This window comes from Embleya sp. NPDC025285, from assembly GCF_055558835.1.
Map to the genome: position 1 here is coordinate 1 of NZ_JBVHLU010000088.1, position 21,654 is coordinate 21,654.

Below are 21,654 nucleotides of genomic sequence, written 5' to 3' on the forward strand. Positions count from 1 at the left end.
CCCTCCTCTCCCCCCCCCCCCCCCCCCCCCCCCCCCCCCCCCCCCCCCCCCCCCCCCCCCCCCCCCCCCCCCCCCCCCCCCCCCCCCCCCCCCCCGCCAGGCACGTCCCGAGGGCGGTCCGGACAGCGCGTCCGGGCCGCCTTCGGCATGTCCGGGGTCCGGTGGGCAAGGATGTTCCCATGCGCATCGCCGTCACCGGTTCGTCCGGCCTCGTGGGTTCCGCTCTCGTCCGCTCGCTGACCGCCGACGGCCACGACGTGGTCCGGCTGGTCCGCCGGCCTCCCGGCAGGCCGGACGAGGTGCGCTGGGACCCGCACGCGGGCACCGTGGACACCGCCTCGCTCGGTCCGGTGGACGCGGCAGTGCACCTGGCCGGCGCGGGCATCGGGGACAAGCGCTGGACGGCCGCGTACAAGCGCGAACTCCGCGACAGCCGGGTCCTGGGCACCGAGGCCGTCTCGCGCGCGCTGGCCGCCCTCGAGCCCGCCCCGCGCGTGCTCCTGGCCGGTTCCGCGATGGGCTATTACGGCGACACCGGCGATCGCGAGGTGGACGAATCGTCCCCGCCCGGCAGCGGCTTCCTCGCCGACCTGTGCACCGAGTGGGAGGCCGCCACCGCACCGGCCCTGGAGGCGGGCATCCGGGTCGCCCATCTGCGGACCGGCCTGGTGGTCTCCCGATCCGGCGGTGCGTGGGGCCGGATGTTCCCGCTGTTCAAGGCGGGTCTGGGCGGCCGGCTCGGCTCGGGCCGGCAGTACTGGAGCTTCATCTCACTGGTCGACGAGGTCGCCGCGATCCGCCACGTCCTGGACCGCGCCGACCTCGCCGGCCCGGTCAACCTGACCGCGCCGCACCCGGTCACCAACGCGGAGGCGACCAGGGCGATGGGCCGGGCCCTGCACCGCCCCACCGTCTTCGCGGTACCCCCCTTCGCCCTGCGCGCCGTCCTCGGCGACTTCGCCGACGAGATCCTCACCGGCCAACGTGTGCTCCCCAAGACCCTGCTCGACTCCGGCTTCACCTTCCGACACCCCACCATCGACACCGCGATCGCCGCGGCCCTGAACCGCTGACGAGACCGACGGCGACCCCCGCCCGGCCGCTGCCCCGGGCCGTAGGACGCGGCGTCGGCCGGGCGGATGCGATCGCCGGTCGGTAACGGGCACACCGGGTCGGCGGGTCGCACACCTGCCGAACCACACCAACTCCCGTGTACCGCAACGGTCTTTCGGCATTTCGCTGGGTATGACCAGTAGGCGATGAAACCGACTCCGCGGCGCCTGCGGCCGTGGGCAGGGGGACGGGAGGACGACCGTGGTCGACGTGCGTCGAACCGAGGTGATCGTGGTGGGAGCCGGCCTGGCCGGCTTGAGCGCGGCACGGACCATCGCCGCGGCGGGGGTTGCGGTGACGGTCCTGGAGGCCGCCGACCGACCCGGTGGGCGGGTGCGCACCGACCTCGTGGACGGCTTCCGGGTCGATCACGGCTTCCAGTCGCTGACCACCTCGTGGCCTCAGGTGGGCCGGCAACTGGACGTCCCCGCACTGGGGTTGCGCGCGTTCCAGCCCGGCGTGCTGCTCCACGAGGACGGCCGCACCCATCGGGTCGGCGACGTCCGCCGGGTCCGGGACGCGCTCGGCGGTCTGCGCAACGGCAACGGCACCGACCGCGCCCGACTCGCCGCGTTACTGGCCCGGACCGCGTCCTCTCCGGTCGCCCGGGTGATGAGCGCTCCCGAGACGGCCACCGTCGACGCCCAGACGATGCGCGCGCTGCCGCCGGACCTGACCCGCCGTACGCTGCGCCCGCTGCTGACCGCGCTGTTGCACGATCCCGCGCTGGGCACGTCGAGCCGGTTCGCCGAATTGACGCTGCGCTCGTTCCTGCGCGGCCGGGTGGCACTGCCCGCGCGCGGCATGGCCGCCGTACCCCGGCAACTCGCGGTCGGCCTGCCCGCCGGCGCGGTGCGCTACGGCGTGCGGGTGTTGTCCGTCTCGGCCGACCGCGTACTGACCGACGTGGCGGGCGAGATCCGCGCCGGCGCGGTGGTCGTGGCCACCGACCCGACCACGGCGGTGGCCCTGCTGCCGGGCCTGCGGATGCCCGAGTTCCACCCGGTGACCACGCTGTACCACGTGGCGCGCGCCGCTCCCCGGCCCGACGCGTCACTGCTCGTGGAGGCCGACCCCCGCAGCCCGTTCACGCACACCGCGGTGGTCAGCCAGGTCGCGCCCACGTACGCGCCCGACCGGCGCGCCCTGATCGCCACCACCGTGCTGGGCCACGACGGCTCGGAGCCGACCAAACTCGAACTACGGGTCCGCGAACGGCTGGCCGTCGTGTACGACACGCCCACCACCGAGTGGGCGCACCTGACCACCTGTCATATCCCGCGCGCCGTCCCGGTGGTCGAGCCCGGCCACAACTTCCGCCGCCCGGTCCGCATGATCGGCGGCCTGTACGTCTGCGGCGACCACCGCGACTCCAGCTCCATCCAGGGCGCCCTGGCCTCCGGCTGCCGAGCCGCCAGATCCGCCCTCGCCGACCTGGGGGTACCGGCGGCCTGAAGAAGGCCCACCGACCCGTCACGCCCACCCGAGGCCCGAAATCCACCACCCTCGGGCCATACGCAACGGGTGGGCGGATGGGCGGAAACCCTCAAGCCGTGCGCACGAAACACCCCGACCGCGCCTCGAACTCCCGTACCGCCGGCACGTCCCGGTACGGCGCCAGCCGATGCGTGAACTCGCGCACGTAGTCCACCGCCCGCGACGACCGCAGACCCTCCGCCTGCTCGGTCGCCTCCGCCTCCACCCGGCACGCCTGCTCCACCTCGCCCAGCTCCAACAACGCGGTGGCCAGGATGGTCTGGCAGAACAGCCGGCTGCGGGCGTACTCGCTCCCGCGCAGCCGCAACGACCGCTCCGCGTACTCGCGAGCCTTGTCGTAGTCCTCCAAGTCCCGGTAGCAGTGCGCGTGGTCGTCGGTGAGCTGCGCCTCGTTCATGAACGCGACCCACTCCGGCTCGTCGTCCCCCTCCGCGACGCACTCCAACGCCTGCTCCGCGCGCAGCAGCGCCGCCCCGCACGCCCGCGCGTCCCCCAACAGCCCGTGCCCGCGCGCCTCGACCGCGTGGAACAGCGCCCTGACCCGGGGCGTGGCCACCGCCGAGGCGCCCTGCTGGGCGACTCGCGCCAGTTGTACCGCCTCGCGCCCGTGCCCGAGGTAGACCGCCTGCCGGCTCATCGTCGACAACACGAATCCGCCCAGCGCCCGATCCCCCGACGCCTGGGCCAACCGCAGCGCCTGGACGAAGTAGCGCTGCGCCATCCCGTGCACGCCCACGTCGTACGCCATCCAGCCGACCAGCCGGGTGAGCGTGGCCGCCGCGCCGAACAACGCGCTGCCGGTGCGCGAGTCGTAGGTCCCGCGCAGTATCGCGGTCACCTCGGTGTCGAGGTAGCGCACCAGCGCCTGTCTGCCGTGACCCCCGCCGAACGAGTTGTCCAACCGCCGAAACGCCTCGCCGACGGCGCGCACCGCGGCCACGTCGCCGAGCCCGACCCGATCGCCGTCCTGCCGGGCGGGCCGCTCGTCGCCGGCGCCGATCAGCCAGTCCCGGCTGGGCACCACCAGCGCCCCGGGCGTGAACGCGGCCTCCACCAGCGCGGATCGCTGCGCCGAGTCGGCCTGCCACATGCCGGTGACGATCTCGACCGCCTCGGGCGGACCGGACGCGTATTCGAGCCCGGCATAGTCCGGTCGGCAACCGGCCATGCCCAGATCCTCGGCGCTGAGCTTGCGGCCGAGCCGCTGGGTGAAGACCTCGGCAAGCAGTATCGGCACGATCCCGCGCGGATGTTGGCCACGCAGCCAGCGCGCCACGGAGGTCTTGTCGTACCGGAGATCGATGCCTTGTTCCGCACCGAGTTGGTCAACGCGTCGGGCCAGACCGGCATGTGAGAAGCCGGCTTCCTCGACAAGCGCCGCCAGCCGGTGATTGGGGCGCCGCTCGACCCTGGCTGCCATGGAGATGAACGCCTCCCGCTGGTGCGGTGGTTCGGTGTGGGTGGGTGATCGCGCGAGAATCTAGCGATTTCTGGAGCGCTACAACCCGAACGCTCGCAACAATGACCCTTTCGAGTTACCGGGATCGGCCCGGCGATCGGGGCACGAATCGGGCCCGACGGCGCCTCGACGGCGGCCCGGCGCGGCCGAGTTCGGCAGAACCTGCCGAACCCCGCGGACGGATCCGATGTGCCGTCACCAGCCCTGGGCCGCTTGCGGTGCGCGGACCCGTGGTGGAACATGCGCGGGGCAGTTCACCCGATGGGATGATCGACACCCACGCGGAGACGAACCACGTAACCGCCCCCGACCGAAGCTCGCGACCGACCACCCCGGTGCCGACGGCCTCGCGCCGACCGCCCGACATCGATTCGAAGGAAGCGCACGCGTGACCCGGCAGCCCGACGACACCGCTCGCGGGATCGTGATCCCGCTGGCCGCGGTCGCGCTCGTGTGCCTGCTGCTCACCAGCGGGGTCTTCCTGTTCGCCGGCTCGGATCGGGACAAGGGCCGCGGCCGCCCGGTCTCGCGCGACGTGAACATGCCGCTGCCGGCGCCCGCTCCGGCGTTTCCCGACGCCGGTTCGCCGAGCCCGGGCGCGACCACCACGACGACCGCGAGCCCGACCGGATCGGCGACCCGGACCCCGTCCGCCTCGGCGAGCGCGAGCACGAGCCCGACCGCGAGCACGAGCCCGACCGCGACCCGCTCGAGCCCGCCGCCCATGTCGGCCGCCCCACCCGTCCCGCGCCCGCCCGCCACCACCGGCCCGAAGGACATCACCGTCGACGCCACGGTGAGCGACTCCGGTTGGGGCGCCGACGGCACGGTGGTCATCACCAACCGCACCGCCCACCCGCTCCCCGCGTGGGACCTCACCCTCACCGCGACGGGTCGGCAGAGCGGCTTCACCATGCTCTACGGCGAGGACATGCGCACCAGCACCGACCGCGGCACCGCGACCGCGCGCGGCCGGGGCCCGTTGGCCCCCGGAGCCAGCGCGGTGATCGAGTTCGGCCTGTACGGGCACGTCGAGTCGATCGGCTGCACGTTCACCGGTGTCACCTGCCACGTACGCGGGCTCGACGCCGGCCACGGGTGAGATCCGGCCCCGTCGTACGCTGGTGGACGTGACCAGCTTCTTGCGATTCGTGCACTTGGGCATCGGCGCCGACGCCGTTCCGTACGAGGCCGCGTGGGAGGAACAACGCCGCGTCCACGAGCAGGTGGTGAGCGGTGCCGCCGCCGACACGTGTCTGCTCCTCGAGCACCCCGCGGTGTACACGGCGGGCCGCCGTACCGACCCCTCCGAGCGCCCGATGGACGGCACGCCCGTGGTCGACGTGGACCGGGGCGGCAAGATCACCTGGCACGGCCCCGGCCAACTCGTCGGCTACCCGATCGTGCGACTGCCCGAGCCGGTGGACGTGGTCGCGCACGTGCGCCGGATGGAGGAGGCGCTGATCCGGGTCTGCGCCGACCTGGGCCTGGAGACCACCCGGATCGAGGGCCGCAGCGGCGTCTGGGTCCTGGGCGACGCGGTTCCCGAGCGGCCCGCCCCGACCGGCGGTCTCGACCTGCGGCTGGACAGCCGACTCGCGGCCGGGCCCGACCCGCGCCTGCACCCCGAGTTCGACCCGCGTCTGGCCGGCCCGGAGTACGCGCCCTCCAACGCGGGCCAGCGCGGCGACGACCGCAAGCTCGCCGCGATCGGCGTCCGGGTCTCGCGCAAGGTGACCATGCACGGCTTCGCGATCAACTGCGACGCCGACATGACGTACTACGACCGGATCGTGCCGTGCGGCATCAAGGACGCCGGCGTCACCTCGCTGAGCCGCGAACTGGGCCGCGAGGTCACCGTCACCGAGGTACTGCCACTGGCCGAGAAACACCTCGCCGACGTGTTCGCGCACGTGCCGGCGTGACGCCCGCCCGAACGCCCGCGCGAGGCACGCCCGGACGCTCGCGGCACGCGCGCCGGGTCACCCGCGTGACGCACGCCTCACGGTCCGCGTGACGCACGCCTCGTACCGAATCCGGCATCCGGGGAATCCACCCCGGTTCGTCCGGGTTGCCACCTGACGGGCCGTCCGAACGCCCGTTTCGCTCGGCGTACTCTGGACGTACCGCCCCACCACGGGCCCGGACCATCCTGTCGGGGCCCATCGCAGTCTGTCCCGCCCCGCAGGCTGCCCCGAGAAGAGGGAGTCGCGCGTGTCCGCTGTCGCACCCGACGGCCGCAAGCTGCTTCGCCTGGAAGTCCGCAACGCCGAGACTCCCATCGAGCGCAAGCCTTCGTGGATCAAGACCCGGGCGAAGATGGGCCCCGAGTACACCGAGCTCAAGCAACTCGTGAAGCGCGAGGGGCTGCACACGGTGTGCGAGGAGGCCGGCTGCCCCAACATCTACGAATGTTGGGAAGACCGCGAGGCGACCTTCCTGATCGGCGGCGACCAGTGCACCCGGCGCTGCGACTTCTGCCAGATCGACACCGGCAAGCCGGCCGAGCTGGACCGGGACGAACCGCGCCGCGTCGCGGAGTCGGTCCAGGCGATGGGCCTGAAGTACGCGACCATCACCGGCGTCGCCCGCGACGACCTGCCCGACGGCGGCGCGTGGCTGTACGCGGAGACCGTCCGCCAGATCAAGGAGCTGAACCCGGGGACCGGGGTGGAGCTGCTGATCCCGGACTTCACCGCCCAGCCGGACCAACTGGCCGAGGTGTTCTCCTCCCGTCCCGAGGTGCTCGCGCACAACATCGAGACGGTGCCGCGGATCTTCAAGCGCATCCGGCCGGGCTTCCGCTACGAGCGCTCGCTCGACGTGATCACCCAGGCCCGGGCCGACGGCCTGGTCACCAAGTCCAACCTGATCCTGGGCATGGGCGAGGAACGCGCCGAGATCAGCCAGGCCATGCAGGACCTGTACGACGCCGGCTGCGAGCTGCTGACCATCACGCAGTACCTGCGGCCGAGCGTGCGACACCACCCCGTGGAGCGCTGGGTGCGCCCGGAGGAGTTCGTCGAGCTGAACGAGGAGGCCGAGGAGATCGGCTTCGCGGGCGTGCTCTCCGGCCCCCTGGTCCGCTCGTCGTACCGCGCGGGCCGGCTCTACCGCCAGGCCCTCGAAGTACGCGAAACCCGCTCCGCTTCGGGCGAAGGTGTGCAGACCTTCACGTCGGTTTGACCCTGACGTCATCGTTTGGTAACACATTGTTGCGAGAGTCGACCGCAGTGCGGTGAGCCTTCGCACCGAGAACAGGTAGGGGGACGACGTTATGCAGGACACGCAGCAGGACAACGCCTCGGTTCTGTGGGGCGCGTTCGACCGCGGCGCCGCGGCCCGGCGGGCGACCGTCGGCCGGGTCTTCCGAGCGGTCGAGACCGTGCTGATGTTCGAGGGTGGCCAGCGCACCGCACGGCGCAACGCGTGGGCCGCGGTGTGCGCCGACCGCAACCGTGCCCGCGCCCGCGCCGAGGCCTCCGACATCCTGGCCCGGCTCGCCCCGGTCAACCCGACACCGGGCGCCGGCTCGCACTGACCCGCGACACGTGTGGCATCGCGTGACGCGGGTGTGGACACAGGTGTCCGCGCCCGGCCGCCCGCGACACCGTTCGGCCGTTCGCCGGGGGCTCGTCTCCCGTCGGACGGCCGCGGCGCTGCGCCGGTCGCATGAAGGTTCGGACAAGCTGTCGGCAGCCATTGTCCCGGGTGGATGGCACGCCAGTATCCTTTTCACATGGCGAGCAAGGAACCATCCGAGAAGAGCGGCCGGCTGAAGCAGATCCGGCTCGCCTACCAGCAGACGAAGAAGGCCGATCCGTGGGTCGGCTTGATTGTGGCGGCCTGGGGCCTGGGCGTATTCGCAGTACTCCTGGCCATCGGCTTCTGGTGGGGACATCCGATCTACCTGGGCATCTTCGGTGCCCTCGTGGGTCTGCTCGCGGCGGCCTTCATCTTCGGACGACGGGCCGAGAAGTCGGTGCTCGGCCAGATGGAGGGCCAGCCCGGCGCGGCGTTGGCGGTCATGCAGTCACTCAAGCGTGGCTGGGTCGTGACCCCCACCGTGGCCATCACCCGCCAGCAGGATGTCGTGCACCGCGCCGTGGGTCGCCCCGGCATCATCCTGGTGGGCGAGGGCCAGCCCGGTCGCGTGACGCGACTGCTGGCCGATGAGAAGAAGCGCATGTCCCGCCTGGCTGCGAGCACCGTGGTGCACACGATCATCGTCGGCAACGACGAGGGCCAGGTCCCGCTGCGCAAGCTGCAACGGCACATCATGAAGTTGAGCCCGACCATGGCCAAGCCCGAGGTCGCGGTGGTCAACGACCGCCTGCGCGCGGTCGGCGACCTGATGAAGAACATGCCGGTGCCCAAGGGCCCGATGCCGAAGGGCGCGCGCATGCCGCGCGGCCCGCGCGGCTGACCCCTCGACGGCCACCGCGCCACGCAGCAGCACCCCGTCCCCGCCCGATCGCGAGAGCGGCGGCGATCCGCATCGGATCGCCGCCGCTCTTTTGCCGTACCGGGTCCGGGTGGTCGTAACCCGAGTCCGTCGCGCCGGTTCGTACGCGTCGCGTCCGCGGGGTCGTGCCCGCACGCGTCGTGCCCGCGGGCGCCGTATCGGCACGCGTCGTGTTACGAACTACGCACGCACCACCGCGGTGCCGACCGCCTTGTCGTGGAACCCGCGCCCGTCCCGGTCGTAGATCGCCGGCGGGATCACCAGGCACAGCAGGAACGTACGTACCACGACCGCGAGCGGCAGCAGCGTGTCGCGGGTGACCGACACCACCCGGATGCCCATGATCCGCTTGCCGAAGGTCCAGCCGATCGTGCTCACCAGGAGCAGGTTCTCGGCGGCGAACACGGCCAGGGTGCCCCAGCTCGTCCCGGGATCGTTGAGGTCGCCGCCGCCTATGAAGGACAGCGCGATGATGTAGCAGATGCTCCAGTCGATGAGCAGGGCGATCAACCTGCGCCCGGTGGGCGCGAGCGAGTTGGGTCCGCCCTCGGGCAGCCCGAGACGCTTGCCGCGGTAGCCGAAGTCTTCGCCCGCCGCCCCGGGGGCCTGGTTCCGCGATGCGGTCGTGTTCTCGTCCACCCATCCAAAGTAGACGAGCCGGGCCGATTCACCCGCCCCGGGGTGTGTGTGCGCGAGATGATCATGGGCATGCATCCGGGCAAAGACGGGCCGCCCCGTACGGGTGGGTGCGTAACATCCCGGAAACACGAGGGACACCGACGGGAAACCGCTCGCGCCTACCTTCGAGGCCTAGTGGCCACCGGGGAGGAGGCCGCTCCCCGCGAACGCAATTACCCGCGCCTGGCGCCGGGTCGAGGAGGATTGATGTTCAACAACGCCGAAGAGGTGTCGCGATACATCGCCGACAACGACGTCAAGTTCGTCGACGTTCGTTTTTGCGACCTGCCTGGCGTGATGCAGCACTTCACGGTCCCGGCGAAGACGTTCGACCCGAGTGAGACGCTGGCGTTCGACGGATCCTCGATCCGCGGCTTCCAGGCGATCCACGAGTCGGACATGGCGCTTCGCCCCGACCTGTCCACGGCGCGGCTCGACCCGTTCCGCAAGGACAAGACGCTCAACATCAACTTCTTCATCCACGACCCGCTGACGGATGAGGAGTACAGCCGCGACCCGCGCAACGTCGCGAAGAAGGCCGAGCGCTACCTCGCCGGCACCGGCATCGCCGACACGGCGTACTTCGGCCCCGAGGCCGAGTTCTACGTGTTCGACAGCGTGCGCTTCGCGACCGGCGCGAACGAGTCCTTCTACCACATCGACTCCGAGGCGGGGGCCTGGAACACGGGCCAGGAGGAGAACAACCGCGGCTACAAGGTCCGGTACAAGGGCGGCTACTTCCCGACCCCGCCGGTCGACCACTTCGCCGACCTGCGCGCGGAGATCTCCCTCGAGCTCGAGGCCGCGGGCCTGGAGATCGAGCGCCAGCACCACGAGGTGGGCACCGCCGGCCAGGCCGAGATCAACTACAAGTTCAACACGCTGCTGGCCGCGGCCGACGACCTGATGCTGTTCAAGTACATCGTCAAGAACGTCGCGTGGCGCAACGGCAAGACCGCGACCTTCATGCCGAAGCCGATCTTCGGCGACAACGGCTCGGGCATGCACTGTCACATGTCGCTGTGGACCGACGGCTCGCCGCTGTTCTACGACGAGCAGGGCTACGCGGGTCTGTCCGACACGGCCCGCTACTTCATCGGCGGTCTGCTCAAGCACGCCCCGTCGCTGCTTGCCTTCACGAACCCGACGGTGAACTCCTACCACCGCCTGGTCCCGGGCTTCGAGGCGCCGGTCAACCTGGTCTACTCGCAGCGCAACCGCTCGGCCTGCATCCGCATCCCGATCACGGGCAGCAACCCCAAGGCCAAGCGCGTCGAGTTCCGCGTCCCGGACCCGTCGGCCAACCCGTACCTGGCCTTCGCCGCCCAGTTGATGGCCGGCCTCGACGGCATCAAGAACAAGATCGAGCCGCTCGAGCCCGTCGACAAGGACCTGTACGAGCTGGCTCCCGACGAGCACCAGGCCGTCCCCCAGGTCCCCGGCACCCTCGCCGAGGTCCTCGACGCCCTCGAAGCCGACCACGAGTACCTCCTCGAAGGCGGCGTGTTCACCCAGGACCTGATCGACACCTGGATCGAATACAAGCGCACCAAGGAAATCGACCCGGTCCGCCTGCGCCCGCACCCCCACGAGTTCGAGCTCTACTTCGACATCTAAGCCGAAGTAGCCGGGCGCTCCCGCCCCCGAAGACAAGGCCGTCGACCGCTGCCCATAGCGCGGTCGACGGCCTTCTTCGTGTGCGGCCGGCGGGCTCGGGGTGGGTGTCGCGCCCACGCGCCCACGCGCCCACGACGGAACGGCCCTGCCTCCGCGCTCATCCGCGGGCGCAGGGCCGTTTCGTCGTGCGGCCCGAGACGGCGGCGAGGGTGGCGGTCCCGGGGAATTCGAGGTGCCGAGGGCTGCTGTTCGCATACCCCCATGAGGTATTTCCACCCTACCCCTGGTCATTGATACCCCCCTAGGGTATGTTCCTGATCGCTCGATACCCCCCACGTGTATCTACGGAGTGATCACGATGTCTCAACCCCAGCCGAATCCGCGTCGCTGGGCGGCGCTTGCGCTGATTGCGCTGGCTCAGTTCATGGTCATCATGGACACGTCGATCATCGGTGTGGCTCTGCCCGAAATGCGCACCGATCTCGGGTTCTCGCAGGAGAATCTGTCCTGGGTGTTCAACGCCTACGTCGTCGCGTTCGGCGGGCTGCTCCTGCTCGGCGGGCGGCTGTCGGACCTCTTCGGGGCCAAGCGCATGTTCTCCACCGGGTGGGCGATCCTGGGGGTCGGCTCGCTCGGGGCGGGCCTCGCGAACGAGGTCTGGGTCGAGCTCGCCGGACGTGCCGTCCAGGGCGTCGGCGCCGCGCTGATCGCGCCCTCGGCACTGACCCTGCTGATGATGCTCTTCGGTGGCAACCCCAAGGAGCTCACCAAGGCGTTCGCGCTGTACGGCGCGGCGGCACCGGCCGGTGGCACGGCCGGCGTCTTCCTCGGCGGTCTGATCACCGAATACGCGAGCTGGCCCTGGGTCTTCTACGTCAACATCCCCGTCGCGATCCTCGCCCTCGTCGCGACCCCGGCGCTGATGCCCGATGCCCCCGCCCGCCGCGGCGGCATCGACCTCCTCGGCGCGGTCACCGTCACCGCCGGCCTCGGCGCCGCCGTGTACGCCGTCGTCCGCGCCCCGGAGACCGGCTGGGGCTCCGCCGAGACCCTGCTCGTCCTCGCCGCCGGCATCGCGCTGGTCGCGCTGTTCCTGCTCCTCCAGGCCAAGCGGGCCGAGCCGCTGATGCCACTGCGCATCCTGCGCACGCCGGGCCTGGCCGCCGCCAACCTCGCCCAGTTGTTGATGGCCGGCGCCTGGATCCCGATGTGGTTCTTCCTCAACCTCTACCTGCAGCAGGTGCTCGGTCTGGGCGCCTTCGCCTCCGGATCCGCGCTGCTGCCGATGACCGTGGCCATCATGGTGATGATGATCGTGCTCGCCCCACGCCTGATCGCCCGCTTCGGCCCCAACCCGCTCGTGGTCACCGGCCTCGCCGCGCTCGCCGGCGGCATGTTGTGGCTGTCCTTCGCCCGGTCCGACGGCTCGTACTGGGTCGACGTCCTGCCCGCCTCGCTGCTCGCCGCCGCGGGCATGGCCCTCGCCTTCATCCCCTCTCTCGGCACCGCGATCTCCAGCGCGCGGCCCGAGGAGGGCGGGCTCGCCTCCGGCATCGTCAACACCAGCTACCAGATCGGCTCGGCCCTCGGCCTGGCCGCGATGACCGCCGTCGCCGCCGCGCACGGCGCCCGGGAGGTCGGCAACGCCGACGCGCTCACCAACGGCTTCTCCGCCGCCTTCCTCGGCGCCGCCGCGATCGCCGCCGCCGGCGCCCTGATCGCCGCCGCCACCCTCCGCAAGCCGGCCACCACGACTGCGGGAAGCACCCCCGCCGACAATCCCCCCGAGTCCGTCCCGACCCACTGATCACATCCCGGCCCACCGTCCCGGCCGGGGCCGCCCATCCCACCCGGACCAAAGACCCCACGAGGACTCACGCCGACCGTTCGAAGAGCGCGCCAAGAGCGCATAAAGAGCACACAAATAACACACGAAGGGCACACGAAGAGCAATCAAACGACCACACAGCGACCGCACACCGCGTGCCGCCCTCCACGAACCGGAGGGCGGCACGCGCACGTGCGAACCTCCACCGCTCCGCCCCCGAAACCCCCGAAGCCGACCGCGGCCCTCGCCGCCGGGCGCCGAACACCCCCGGAGATCTCCCCCATTACGCCCCGATTCCTCCCACCCGAGAAGGAGAGGATCGCCCTCGGATGGCCCTACAGGGTGATCGGCGAAAGGATGGGCTCTGGCAGACTTGAGCCATGGGGGGCAATCCGAGCCGAGAGACCATGCCGCCGTCGGGGCGACGGGTGACCGACGAAGCCGGACGGACAATCATGCAGCCGATCCCCACGATGACCCGATTGCGTGTCTATCTGAGCACGCCGCGTCGTCCGCGATTCGTGGTCGAACTGGCGCTGATCGCGTTGAGTTACTGGGTCTATTCGCTGGTCCGCAACGCGGTACCGGAGCGCCAACACGTCGCCGTGGAGCGCGCCTGGCAACTGCTCGATTTCGAGAAGACGCTGCACATCGACATCGAACACAGCGTCAACCACGCCGTGAACGGCGTCACATGGTTGATCGTGTCGATGAACTACTACTACGCGACGCTGCACTTCGTGGTGACCATCGGTGTCCTGGTGTGGCTCTTCCACAGACACCCCGGCCGATACCGGGCCGTGCGCACGGTGTTGTTCCTGACCACCGGCCTGGCCCTGTTCGGATACTTCTTCTACGCCCTGGCCCCGCCCCGACTACTGCCGGGCGCCGGCTACATCGACACCGTCCTGGTCCACCACACGTGGGGCTCGATGGCGTCCGGCGACATGAAGAACGTCTCCAACCAGTACGCCGCGATGCCGTCGATGCACATCGGCTGGTCGACGTGGTGCGCGATGGCCATCGTGATGTTCGCCCGGCCGATGTGGGTCAAGGTGCTCGGTGTGTTGTACCCGATCACCACGCTGTTCGTGATCGTGGCCACCGGCAACCACTTCGTGCTGGACGCGGTCGGCGGCTGGATCACCCTCGCCGCCGCCTTCGGCCTGCAGTGCCTGCTCAACGGGCGCTCCGCGTACCGCTTCCCGCAGTACCCGCCGGACGACCCACGCTCCGCGCCCGAGCCCCACGGGCGGCCGGTACGCCCGCGCGCGGGCACGCGCGACGAGGGGCGCGGCGACGGAGCCGGCGAGCGGCCTCAACGCGAGCCGGTCGAAGTCTCGTCCTCACCGTAGAACACCCGGTCCACCACGGCCCGGGCGAGCCGCGTCATGCGTCGATAGTCCTCGATCAGGCTGCCGGTCTCCTCCGGCCGGTGGCCGAGCAGCCGGGCCACCCCGCCCAGCTCGCGCACATCGGACGGGAAGCTGTCCGAGGACCGGCCGCGCACGATCATCACCGCGTTGCGCACCCGGGTGGCCACGACCCAGGCGTCGTCCAGGATCCGGGCGTCGTGCGGGTCGAGCAGGCCCGCGTCCCGGGCCGCCGCGAGTCCCTGTCGGGTGCCGGTCACCCGCAACGCGGGCACCGCGTGCGCGTGCCGGAGTTGCAGGAGTTGCACCACCCATTCCACGTCGGCCAGCCCGCCGCGCCCGAGCTTGGTGTGCGTGGTCGGATCGGCGCCGCGGGGCAGCCGCTCGGACTCGATCCGGGCCTTCATCCGCCGGATCTCCCGCACCTGCGTGTCGTCGATCCCGCCCTCCGGATAACGCAGCGGATCGACCATCTCCAGGAACCGCCGGCCCAGGTCCGCGTCCCCCGAGGTGAAGTCGGCCCGCAGCAGCGCCTGGCTCTCCCACAGCTTGGACCAGCGCTCGTAGTAGGCGCGATACGACGCGAGCGTGCGCACCAGCGGCCCCTGCCGCCCCTCGGGCCGCAGGTCGGCGTCGATCAGCAGCGGCGGATCCGTGGACGGGATCTGCAGCAGCCGGCGCACCTCGTTGCACACGAACTGCGCGGCCCGGGACGCGGACTCCTCCTCGGCGCCCTCGATCGGCTCGTGTACGAACATCACGTCCGCGTCGCTGCCGTAGCCCTGCTCGTAGCCGCCGAACCGCCCCATCGCGATGATCGCGAGCCGGGTCGGGATCGGCCCCCGGGTGCGCTCGCACGCGTCTATGGCGGCCCGAAGCGCGCCGGTCAGCGTCGCCGCGTTGACATCGGTGAGCGCCTTGCCGGTGGCGTCCACGTCCAGCCGGCCCAGCACATCGGTGGCGACGATCCGGAACAGTTCGCGCCGACGCACGCTGCGCGCCGCCTGCACCGCGCTCTCCGGACCCGGCGCCCGCCCCACCGCGGCCAGGATCTCGGTCTCCAGGGCCGCCCGCGAGCGTGGCCGCAGCCCGTCCCCGTCGCCGAGCATCGCGACCGCCTCGGGCGCACGCAGCACCAGGTCCGGCGCGAGCCGCCCGGACGCGAGCACACGGGCCATGTTCTCCGCCGCCGCCCCCGACGAGCCCGCCCCGGAGTCGCGCAGCAGGCGCAGATACCAGTGCGTGTTGCCGAGCGCGTCGGAGACCTGCCGGAAGGCGAGCAGCCCGGCGTCCGGATCCGCCGAGTCGGCGAACCAGCTCAGCATCACCGGCAGCAGCGTGCGCTGGATCGAGGCACGCCGGCTGACTCCGGAGGCGAGCGCCTCCAGGTGGCGCATCGCGGCGGCCGGGTCGGCGTACCCCAGTGCCTCGAAGCGGGCCCGCGCGGCCTCGGGGGTGAGCCGCTGCTCGCCCGCCTTGAGCCGGGCGACCGCGTCCAGCAGCGGCCGGTAGAACAACTTCTCGTGCAGCCGGCGCACCTCCACCGTCTGCTGTCTCCAGGCCTTCTCCAGTTCGCCCACCGGGTTCGAGCGCATGCCCATCGAGCGGCCGATCCGGCGCAGTTCGCCGGGGTCGGTCGGCATCAGGTGGGTACGGCGCAGCCGGAAGAGTTGGATCCGGTGCTCGAGCGTGCGCAGGAAGCGGTACGCGGCGTCCAGCGCGGCGCCGTCGTCGCGGCCCACATAGCCCGCCGCGGACAGCGCGGCGAGCGCGTCCAGCGTCGAGCCGCTGCGCAGCGTCCGGTCGGACTTGCCGTGCACCAACTGCAGGAGCTGGACCGCGAATTCGATGTCGCGCAGGCCGCCGGGGCCGAGCTTGACCTCGCGCTCCACCTCGCGCGCCGGAATGCTGTCCACCACCCGGCGGCGCATCGCCTGCACGTCGGCGACGAAGTTCTCCCGGCGGGCGGCGGTCCACACCAACGGGGACACGCTGTCCAGGTACTTCTTGCCCAGTGCCGGGTCGCCGGCCACCGGGCGGGCCTTGAGCAGGGCCTGGAACTCCCAGGTCTTGGCCCAGCGTTCGTAGTAGGCGAGGTGGCTGGCCAGGGTGCGGGTGAGCGGGCCGTTGCGGCCCTCCGGGCGCAGGTTGGCGTCCACCTCCCAGATCGAGCCCTCGATGGTGGTCGCCGAGCAGGTCCGCATCAGCGCGCCGGCCAGCCGATTGGCGGCGGCGACCGCCACCCCCTCGGGCACGCCGGGTGGGGCCTCGGCGACGAAGACCACGTCCACGTCGCTGATGTAGTTGAGTTCGCGCCCGCCGCACTTGCCCATGCCGATCACCGCGAGCCGGCACTGCTCGGCCTCGACCGGGTGTTCGCGCCGGACCAGGTCGAGCGCGGCGTCCAGGGTGGCGCCGGCCAGGTCGGCGAGTTCGGTGGCCACGGTCGGCTCGTCGGCACTGCCGCACACGTCGCGGGCGGCGATCGAGAGCAGGCAGCGGCGATAGCCGATCCGCAGCGCGTCCAGTGCCGGGTCGCCGCGCAGGCCGGCGGTGGCGGTGGTGAGCACGGCGTGGAAGTAGGCGGGGGTGGGTCGGGCGTCCTGGACGTCGTAGGTGACCAGGGAGCGCCAGTCCTCGGGGTGCCGCGCGAGGTGGTCGCCCAGTGCCGCGCTCACTCCCAGAACGCCCAGTATGCGATCGCGGAAGGGCTTCGCGGACGCGAGGGTGGAGAGCAGAACGGGGGCGTCGTCGGCGGCTTCGGCGAGGCGCACCAGGCCGAGCAGCGCGAGGTCGGGGTCGGCGGTGGCGGCGAGGGCGTCCAGGAAGAGCGAGTCGTCCCCGGCGCCGAGCAGGGCCGGATCGCGCAGATTGCGTGCGGCGCCCGCGATGTCGGTGAAGCCGAGCCGGACCAGGCGCCCGTCGGTGGCCGCCGGTTCGCGAGGCTGATCCACAGAGGTCACCGGCCGAGCGTATCCGGTGAAACGGCTGATCGATCAAGAACGGAACTGGGAATGTGGACGCGCCGCACGGGGCTCGCCGAGCCCCCCGACCGCGGCGAACTTGAATGCGGCGCGTCCTCGCCCGGCGGCGGACGACAGTTCCACTCTGCGAGCCGTCCGTCCCACGGCCCGAAGAGGCCTCCGTAGCGACGAGCTGCCATACGCCACCGTACGGAACGTCACCCTACGTTAGCGTAGGTGCCATGCGCAACGGTGTTCCCTCGGAGAGGGTTCAATCAGACGACGATCCGGACCGGCCCGCTCGCCCCGGCCGCCGCACCCTCAGCCGAGAGGACTGGGCTCGGGCGGCCCTGGAGGCGATGCGAGAGGGCGGCTTGGGCGCCGTCGCGGTGGAACCCCTCGCGGAACGCCTCGGCACCACCAAGGGCAGCTTCTACTGGCACTTCAAGGACCGCGACTCGCTCATCCAGGCCGCGCTGGAACGCTGGGTGGCCGAGTCCGAGGAACTGATGGCCGCCGCCGAACGCATCGAGGATCCGGTGGAGCGCGGACGCCGACTCACCGAGTACGCGTTCACCGCGCCCAGCGGCGCGGACATCACCACCACGCTGCTGATCCACGCCCAGCACCCGGTGGTGGGCCCGATCCTGGAGCAGGTCACCCGTCGCCGCCTGGAGTTCGGCGCCCGGCTCACCGAGGAGCTCGGCCTGCCCGCCGACGCCGCCTACCGACACGCGCTGACCGCGCTGACGATGACCGTCGGCATCGCGCTGATCCGCCGGGGCGCGCCGCAGCTGTTGCCCCAGGGCGAGGACAAGGACGCCTACGTCCGCTACATCCTCGAACTCCTCGGCCCGCCGATGACCTGAGCACCCGCGCGCCGCTCCACGAGCAACGGCCCGACCCCCGACACATCGGGGGTCGGGCCGTTCGCGTCGCGCGCTCGGAGCACCGGAAACACCGGCACCACGGCACCGGCGTCAGAGCACCGGCAGGTACCGCTTCAGCTCGAAGGGCGTCACCTGCTGGCGGTACTCCTCCCACTCGTGCCGCTTGTTGCGCAGGAAGAACTCGAAGACGTGCTCGCCGAGGATCTCCGGCAGCAGGTCGCTGCGCTCCATCAGCGCGATCGCCTCGGCCAGGTTCTGCGGCAGCGGCGCGATGCCCAGCGCGCGGCGCTCGGCGTCGGTCAGCGCCCACACGTCGTCCTCGGCACCGGCGGGCAGTTCGTAGCCCTCCTCGACGCCCTTGAGCCCGGCGCCGAGTAGCACGGCATAGGCCAGGTACGGGTTGCACGCCGAGTCGATCTGGCGCACCTCGATCCGGGTGGACTGGCCCTTGGTCGGCTTGTACATCGGCACCCGCACCAGCGCGGAGCGGTTGTTGTGCCCCCAGCAGATGTACGAGGGGGCCTCGCCACCCATCCCCGCGGTGCGCGCCGACGCGCCCCACAGCCGCTTGTACGAGTTGACCCACTGGTTCGTGATCGCGGCCATCTCGCCGGCGTGCTTGAGCAGGCCCGCGATGAACGAGCGGCCGACCTTGGAGAGCTGGTACTCGGCGCCGGCCTCGTAGAACGCGTTGCGGTCGCCCTCGAACAGGGACAGGTGGGTGTGCATGCCCGAGCCCGGGTGCTCGGAGAACGGCTTGGGCATGAAGGACGCGTGCACGCCCTGCTCCAGCGCGACCTCCTTGACCACCAGGCGGAAGGTCATGATGTTGTCGGCCGTGCTCAGCGCGTCCGCGTAGCGCAGGTCGATCTCCTGCTGACCCGGCGCACCCTCGTGGTGGCTGAACTCGACCGAGATGCCCATGTTCTCGAGCATCGTGATCGCCTGGCGGCGGAAGTCCTGGCCGACCGGCTGCGGCGTGTGGTCGAAGTAGCCGCTGTGGTCCACCGGGGTCGGCGGCCGGCCGTCGACGGGCTTCTCCTTGAACAGGAAGAACTCGATCTCGGGGTGCGTGTAGAAGGTGAAACCCTTCTCCGAGGCCCGCTCCAGGGTGCGCTTGAGCACGTAGCGCGGGTCCGCGAAGGACGGCGAGCCGTCGGGCATCAGGATGTCGCAGAACATCCGCGCGGTGCCGGGTGCCTCGGCCCGCCACGGCAGGATCTGGAACGTGGCCGGATCCGGCTTCGCCAGCATGTCGGACTCGTGCACCCGGGCGAAGCCCTCGATCGCCGACCCGTCGAAGCCGATGCCCTCGGCGAACGCCTGCTCCAATTCGGCCGGAGCCACCGCGACCGACTTCAGGAACCCGAGCACGTCGGTGAACCACAGTCGCACGAACCGGATGTCGCGCTCCTCCAGGGTGCGAAGCACGAACTCCTGCTGCTTATCCATAATTCCCTATCCTTGCAGGTCGGACGGCCTGTGAGCGATCGGCAGGGCACTGCGGGGCACACGAGTATCCCGCTTCAGGGTTTCCAGCACATTACGTGCCCTTTGCGTTGTGCCCTTGCTCGCGCACAGGTACCGCCGTGCGCGCGTACGTCCCGTGGTCCTGTACCCCGAGAACCGCTCGTGGGCGACCTGCGGGATACCTTCTTCGCGCGGCATCGCACCCGCCGGGAATCCGGTCGGGCGAGCCGTCGGGGCCCGGTGCTGAACTGCGCCAAGGGTATCTCCCGGGTGCTCGGGCGCCGAGCCCCGGGTTCGCTCGGGCGTACGCCTTTCGCCCGCCGTTCGCCTGCGGTTTTCCGGCCGGCCGAGCGCCCGCCATCGACCCCGCGAGCGCGGTGCGCACGGCGCGTCGCCGCACCCGGGACCACTATTCGTCACTTTGACGCCAAGGGTCGGGTACATTGGATCGTGTGACCCGGATTCGCATCGCCCTCAGCCAGATCAACCCCACGGTCGGCGACCTCGACGGCAACGCCGAACTGGTCGTGGGGCGCACCCGGAAGGCCGCCGAGCGCGGCGCGTCGCTCGTGGCCTTCCCGGAGATGGCGCTCACCGGATATCCCGTCGAGGACCTGGCCCTGCGCTCGTCCTTCGTCGAGGCCTCCCGCCGCGCGCTGGAGGCGCTCGCCGCCCGGCTCGCCGCCGAGGGACTGGGCGAGGTCGCGGTCGTGGTCGGCTATCTGGACCGGTGCGGGGTGTCCACGCCGCGACTGGGCCGCCCGGCCGGCGCCCCGCAGAACGCGGTCGCGGTGCTGCACGGCGGCCGGGTCGCGGCCCGCTCGGCCAAGCACCACCTGCCCAACTACGGCGTGTTCGACGAGTACCGCTATTTCGTCCCGGGCGATCGGCTCCTGGTCACCCGGGTCGGCGGCGTCGACATCGCGATCGCCGTCTGCGAGGACCTGTGGCAGGAGGGCGGCCCGGTGGCCGCCGCGCGCGCCGCGCGGGTCGGCCTGTTGTTGTCGATCAACGCGTCGCCGTACGAGGTGAGCAAGGACGACTCGCGGCTGGAACTGGTCCGCCGCCGCGCCGGCGAGGCGAATTGCGCGCTCGCCTACGTCAACGCCTTCGGCGGCCAGGACGAGTTGGTCTTCGACGGCGACTCGCTGATCGTGGACGCCGAGGGGACGGTGCTCTCGCGCGCGGCGCAGTTCCGCGAGGAACTGTTGATCGCCGACCTGGACCTGCCCGAGCGCACCGTGGACGACAGCGTGTACAGCGCGGGCGACGTGGTGGCCGACGGCCTGACCATCCACCAGGTGATCCTCACCGAGGAGGCCGCGCCGGTGCCCGCGCCCGCCGCCGCGCACTCGATCGCGCCGGCCCTGTCCGACGACGCGGAGGTCTACCGCGCGCTGGTCACCGGGCTGCGCGACTACGTGGCCAAGAACGGGTTCAAGTCGGTGCTGCTGGGCCTGTCCGGCGGGATCGACTCGGCCCTGGTCGCGGCGATCGCGGCGGACGCGGTGGGCGGCGGCAACGTGTACGGCGTCTCGATGCCCAGCGGCTACTCCTCCGAACACTCCAAGGACGACGCGGCCGACACCGCCGTGCGGATCGGGCTCAACTACCGCCAGGTGCCGATCGCCCCGATGGTGGACGCCTACCTGGGCGCGCTCGGGCTGACCGGCCTGGCCGAGGAGAACCTCCAGGCCCGGGTGCGCGGCACCACCTTGATGGGGCTGTCCAACCAGGAGGGCCACCTGGTCCTGGCCACCGGCAACAAGAGCGAGCTGGCCTGCGGCTACTCCACGCTGTACGGCGACGCGGTCGGCGGCTTCGCGCCGATCAAGGACGTGCCCAAGACCGCGGTATGGCGGCTGGCGCGCTGGCGCAACGCGGAGGCCGAGCGACTCGGCGAGCCGGCCCCGATCCCGGAGAACTCGATCACCAAGCCGCCGAGCGCCGAGTTGCGGCCGGGGCAGGTCGACACCGACTCGCTGCCGCCGTACGAACTGCTCGACGCCATCCTGGACGACTACGTCGAGCGGGACATGGGCCGCGACGCGATCGTGGCGGCGGGTTTCGAGCCGGAGTTGGTGGACCGGATCCTCAAGCTGGTGGACACGGCCGAATACAAGCGCCGGCAGTACCCGCCGGGCACCAAGATCTCGCTCAAGGCGTTCGGCCGGGACCGGCGACTGCCGATCACCAGCCGGTGGCGCGAGAGCGGCTGAGCACGACCCGAGAGCACCCGAGCACGCCGCGAAGACAGACCCGAAGAGCACGACACGGACACGACGAAGGGCCCGACCGCTG

At 71.4% G+C, this 21,654-nt stretch carries 16 protein-coding genes; 12 read left to right on the forward strand and 4 right to left on the reverse strand.

The window, feature by feature from the left end:
* Positions 1–179: 179 nt before the first annotated feature.
* Together ACZ4FV_RS39495 and ACZ4FV_RS39500 are read left to right on the forward strand one after the other, a co-directional pair.
* Positions 180–1,073: a TIGR01777 family oxidoreductase gene (locus tag ACZ4FV_RS39495; protein ID WP_465325480.1), complete on the forward strand. Its 894-nt coding sequence runs from the start codon at positions 180–182 to the stop codon at positions 1,071–1,073.
* Positions 1,074–1,323: 250 nt separating this feature from the next.
* The gene (locus tag ACZ4FV_RS39500; RefSeq protein ID WP_395862261.1) at positions 1,324–2,568 is read left to right on the forward strand and encodes an NAD(P)/FAD-dependent oxidoreductase; all 1,245 of its coding nucleotides are present in this window, start codon (positions 1,324–1,326) and stop codon (positions 2,566–2,568) included.
* Positions 2,569–2,659: 91 nt separating this feature from the next.
* Here the strand turns inward: ACZ4FV_RS39500 and ACZ4FV_RS39505 are convergent, their stop codons facing one another.
* The gene (locus ACZ4FV_RS39505) at positions 2,660–4,030 is read right to left on the reverse strand and encodes a regulator (protein ID WP_395862260.1); all 1,371 of its coding nucleotides are present in this window, start codon (positions 4,028–4,030) and stop codon (positions 2,660–2,662) included.
* 427 nt (positions 4,031–4,457) lie between these two features.
* Here ACZ4FV_RS39505 and ACZ4FV_RS39510 point away from each other — a divergent pair, with 427 nt between their 5' ends.
* From ACZ4FV_RS39510 to ACZ4FV_RS39530, 5 genes are all read left to right on the forward strand, one after another.
* The gene (locus ACZ4FV_RS39510) at positions 4,458–5,171 is read left to right on the forward strand and encodes a hypothetical protein (RefSeq protein ID WP_465325483.1); all 714 of its coding nucleotides are present in this window, start codon (positions 4,458–4,460) and stop codon (positions 5,169–5,171) included.
* Between the two features lie 28 nt (positions 5,172–5,199).
* Positions 5,200–5,994, forward strand: coding sequence for a lipoyl(octanoyl) transferase LipB (lipB, locus tag ACZ4FV_RS39515; RefSeq protein ID WP_395862257.1), 795 nt, complete (start codon positions 5,200–5,202; stop codon positions 5,992–5,994).
* Between the two features lie 289 nt (positions 5,995–6,283).
* Entirely contained in the window at positions 6,284–7,255 is a 972-nt protein-coding gene (lipA, locus tag ACZ4FV_RS39520; RefSeq protein ID WP_395862254.1) for a lipoyl synthase, read from the forward strand.
* Between the two features lie 91 nt (positions 7,256–7,346).
* A complete protein-coding gene (locus tag ACZ4FV_RS39525) occupies positions 7,347–7,610 on the forward strand; it encodes a hypothetical protein (protein ID WP_395862252.1) in 264 nt (87 codons plus the stop codon).
* Positions 7,611–7,808: 198 nt separating this feature from the next.
* Positions 7,809–8,495 carry a DUF4191 domain-containing protein gene (locus ACZ4FV_RS39530; protein ID WP_395862249.1) on the forward strand — a complete coding sequence of 229 codons (687 nt, stop codon included), beginning with the start codon at positions 7,809–7,811 and terminating at the stop codon, positions 8,493–8,495.
* A gap of 219 nt (positions 8,496–8,714) precedes the next feature.
* Here ACZ4FV_RS39530 and ACZ4FV_RS39535 read toward each other — a convergent pair whose 3' ends face one another.
* Entirely contained in the window at positions 8,715–9,173 is a 459-nt protein-coding gene (locus ACZ4FV_RS39535; protein ID WP_465325486.1) for an RDD family protein, read from the reverse strand.
* Positions 9,174–9,419: 246 nt separating this feature from the next.
* Here ACZ4FV_RS39535 and glnA (ACZ4FV_RS39540) point away from each other — a divergent pair, with 246 nt between their 5' ends.
* From glnA (ACZ4FV_RS39540) to ACZ4FV_RS39550, 3 genes are all read left to right on the forward strand, one after another.
* Complete coding sequence (glnA, locus tag ACZ4FV_RS39540) at positions 9,420–10,829, forward strand: type I glutamate--ammonia ligase (protein WP_395862245.1); 1,410 nt, start codon at positions 9,420–9,422, stop codon at positions 10,827–10,829.
* Positions 10,830–11,187: 358 nt separating this feature from the next.
* Positions 11,188–12,636 (forward strand): MFS transporter, encoded by a 1,449-nt coding sequence (locus ACZ4FV_RS39545; protein ID WP_465325488.1) that lies wholly within the window; start codon positions 11,188–11,190, stop codon positions 12,634–12,636.
* Positions 12,637–13,130: 494 nt separating this feature from the next.
* A complete protein-coding gene (locus ACZ4FV_RS39550; RefSeq protein ID WP_395862241.1) occupies positions 13,131–14,012 on the forward strand; it encodes a phosphatase PAP2 family protein in 882 nt (293 codons plus the stop codon).
* Here ACZ4FV_RS39550 and ACZ4FV_RS39555 read toward each other — a convergent pair.
* Positions 13,976–16,993 (reverse strand): bifunctional [glutamine synthetase] adenylyltransferase/[glutamine synthetase]-adenylyl-L-tyrosine phosphorylase, encoded by a 3,018-nt coding sequence (locus tag ACZ4FV_RS39555; RefSeq protein ID WP_465325490.1) that lies wholly within the window; start codon positions 16,991–16,993, stop codon positions 13,976–13,978. The two genes, ACZ4FV_RS39550 and ACZ4FV_RS39555, sit on opposite strands and share 37 nt — an antisense overlap.
* A 242-nt stretch (positions 16,994–17,235) precedes the next feature.
* Here ACZ4FV_RS39555 and ACZ4FV_RS39560 point away from each other — a divergent pair, with 242 nt between their 5' ends.
* Entirely contained in the window at positions 17,236–17,862 is a 627-nt protein-coding gene (locus ACZ4FV_RS39560; protein WP_395862238.1) for a TetR/AcrR family transcriptional regulator, read from the forward strand.
* A gap of 111 nt (positions 17,863–17,973) precedes the next feature.
* On the opposite strand, the gene glnA (ACZ4FV_RS39565) is transcribed toward ACZ4FV_RS39560, so the two are convergent.
* Positions 17,974–19,335, reverse strand: coding sequence for a type I glutamate--ammonia ligase (gene glnA / locus ACZ4FV_RS39565; RefSeq protein WP_395862236.1), 1,362 nt, complete (start codon positions 19,333–19,335; stop codon positions 17,974–17,976).
* Between the two features lie 470 nt (positions 19,336–19,805).
* Between glnA (ACZ4FV_RS39565) and ACZ4FV_RS39570 the strand changes: the two genes are divergently transcribed.
* Positions 19,806–21,572, forward strand: coding sequence for an NAD+ synthase (locus tag ACZ4FV_RS39570; RefSeq protein ID WP_402231850.1), 1,767 nt, complete (start codon positions 19,806–19,808; stop codon positions 21,570–21,572).
* Positions 21,573–21,654 lie beyond the last annotated feature (82 nt).

Excerpts from the sequence above, each read along its gene's own strand:
- ACZ4FV_RS39495 (WP_465325480.1), top strand. The coding sequence starts at position 180 with ATGCGCATCGCCGTCACCGGTTCGTCCGGCCTCGTGGGTTCCGCTCTC.
- ACZ4FV_RS39550 (WP_395862241.1), top strand. The coding sequence starts at position 13,131 with ATGACCCGATTGCGTGTCTATCTGAGCACGCCGCGTCGTCCGCGATTC.
- ACZ4FV_RS39505 (WP_395862260.1), bottom strand. The coding sequence starts at position 4,030 with ATGGCAGCCAGGGTCGAGCGGCGCCCCAATCACCGGCTGGCGGCGCTT.
- glnA (WP_395862245.1), top strand. The coding sequence starts at position 9,420 with ATGTTCAACAACGCCGAAGAGGTGTCGCGATACATCGCCGACAACGAC.
- ACZ4FV_RS39525 (WP_395862252.1), top strand. The coding sequence starts at position 7,347 with ATGCAGGACACGCAGCAGGACAACGCCTCGGTTCTGTGGGGCGCGTTC.
- ACZ4FV_RS39530 (WP_395862249.1), top strand. The coding sequence starts at position 7,809 with ATGGCGAGCAAGGAACCATCCGAGAAGAGCGGCCGGCTGAAGCAGATC.
- ACZ4FV_RS39560 (WP_395862238.1), top strand. The coding sequence starts at position 17,236 with ATGCGCAACGGTGTTCCCTCGGAGAGGGTTCAATCAGACGACGATCCG.
- glnA (WP_395862236.1), bottom strand. The coding sequence starts at position 19,335 with ATGGATAAGCAGCAGGAGTTCGTGCTTCGCACCCTGGAGGAGCGCGAC.
- ACZ4FV_RS39545 (WP_465325488.1), top strand. The coding sequence starts at position 11,188 with ATGTCTCAACCCCAGCCGAATCCGCGTCGCTGGGCGGCGCTTGCGCTG.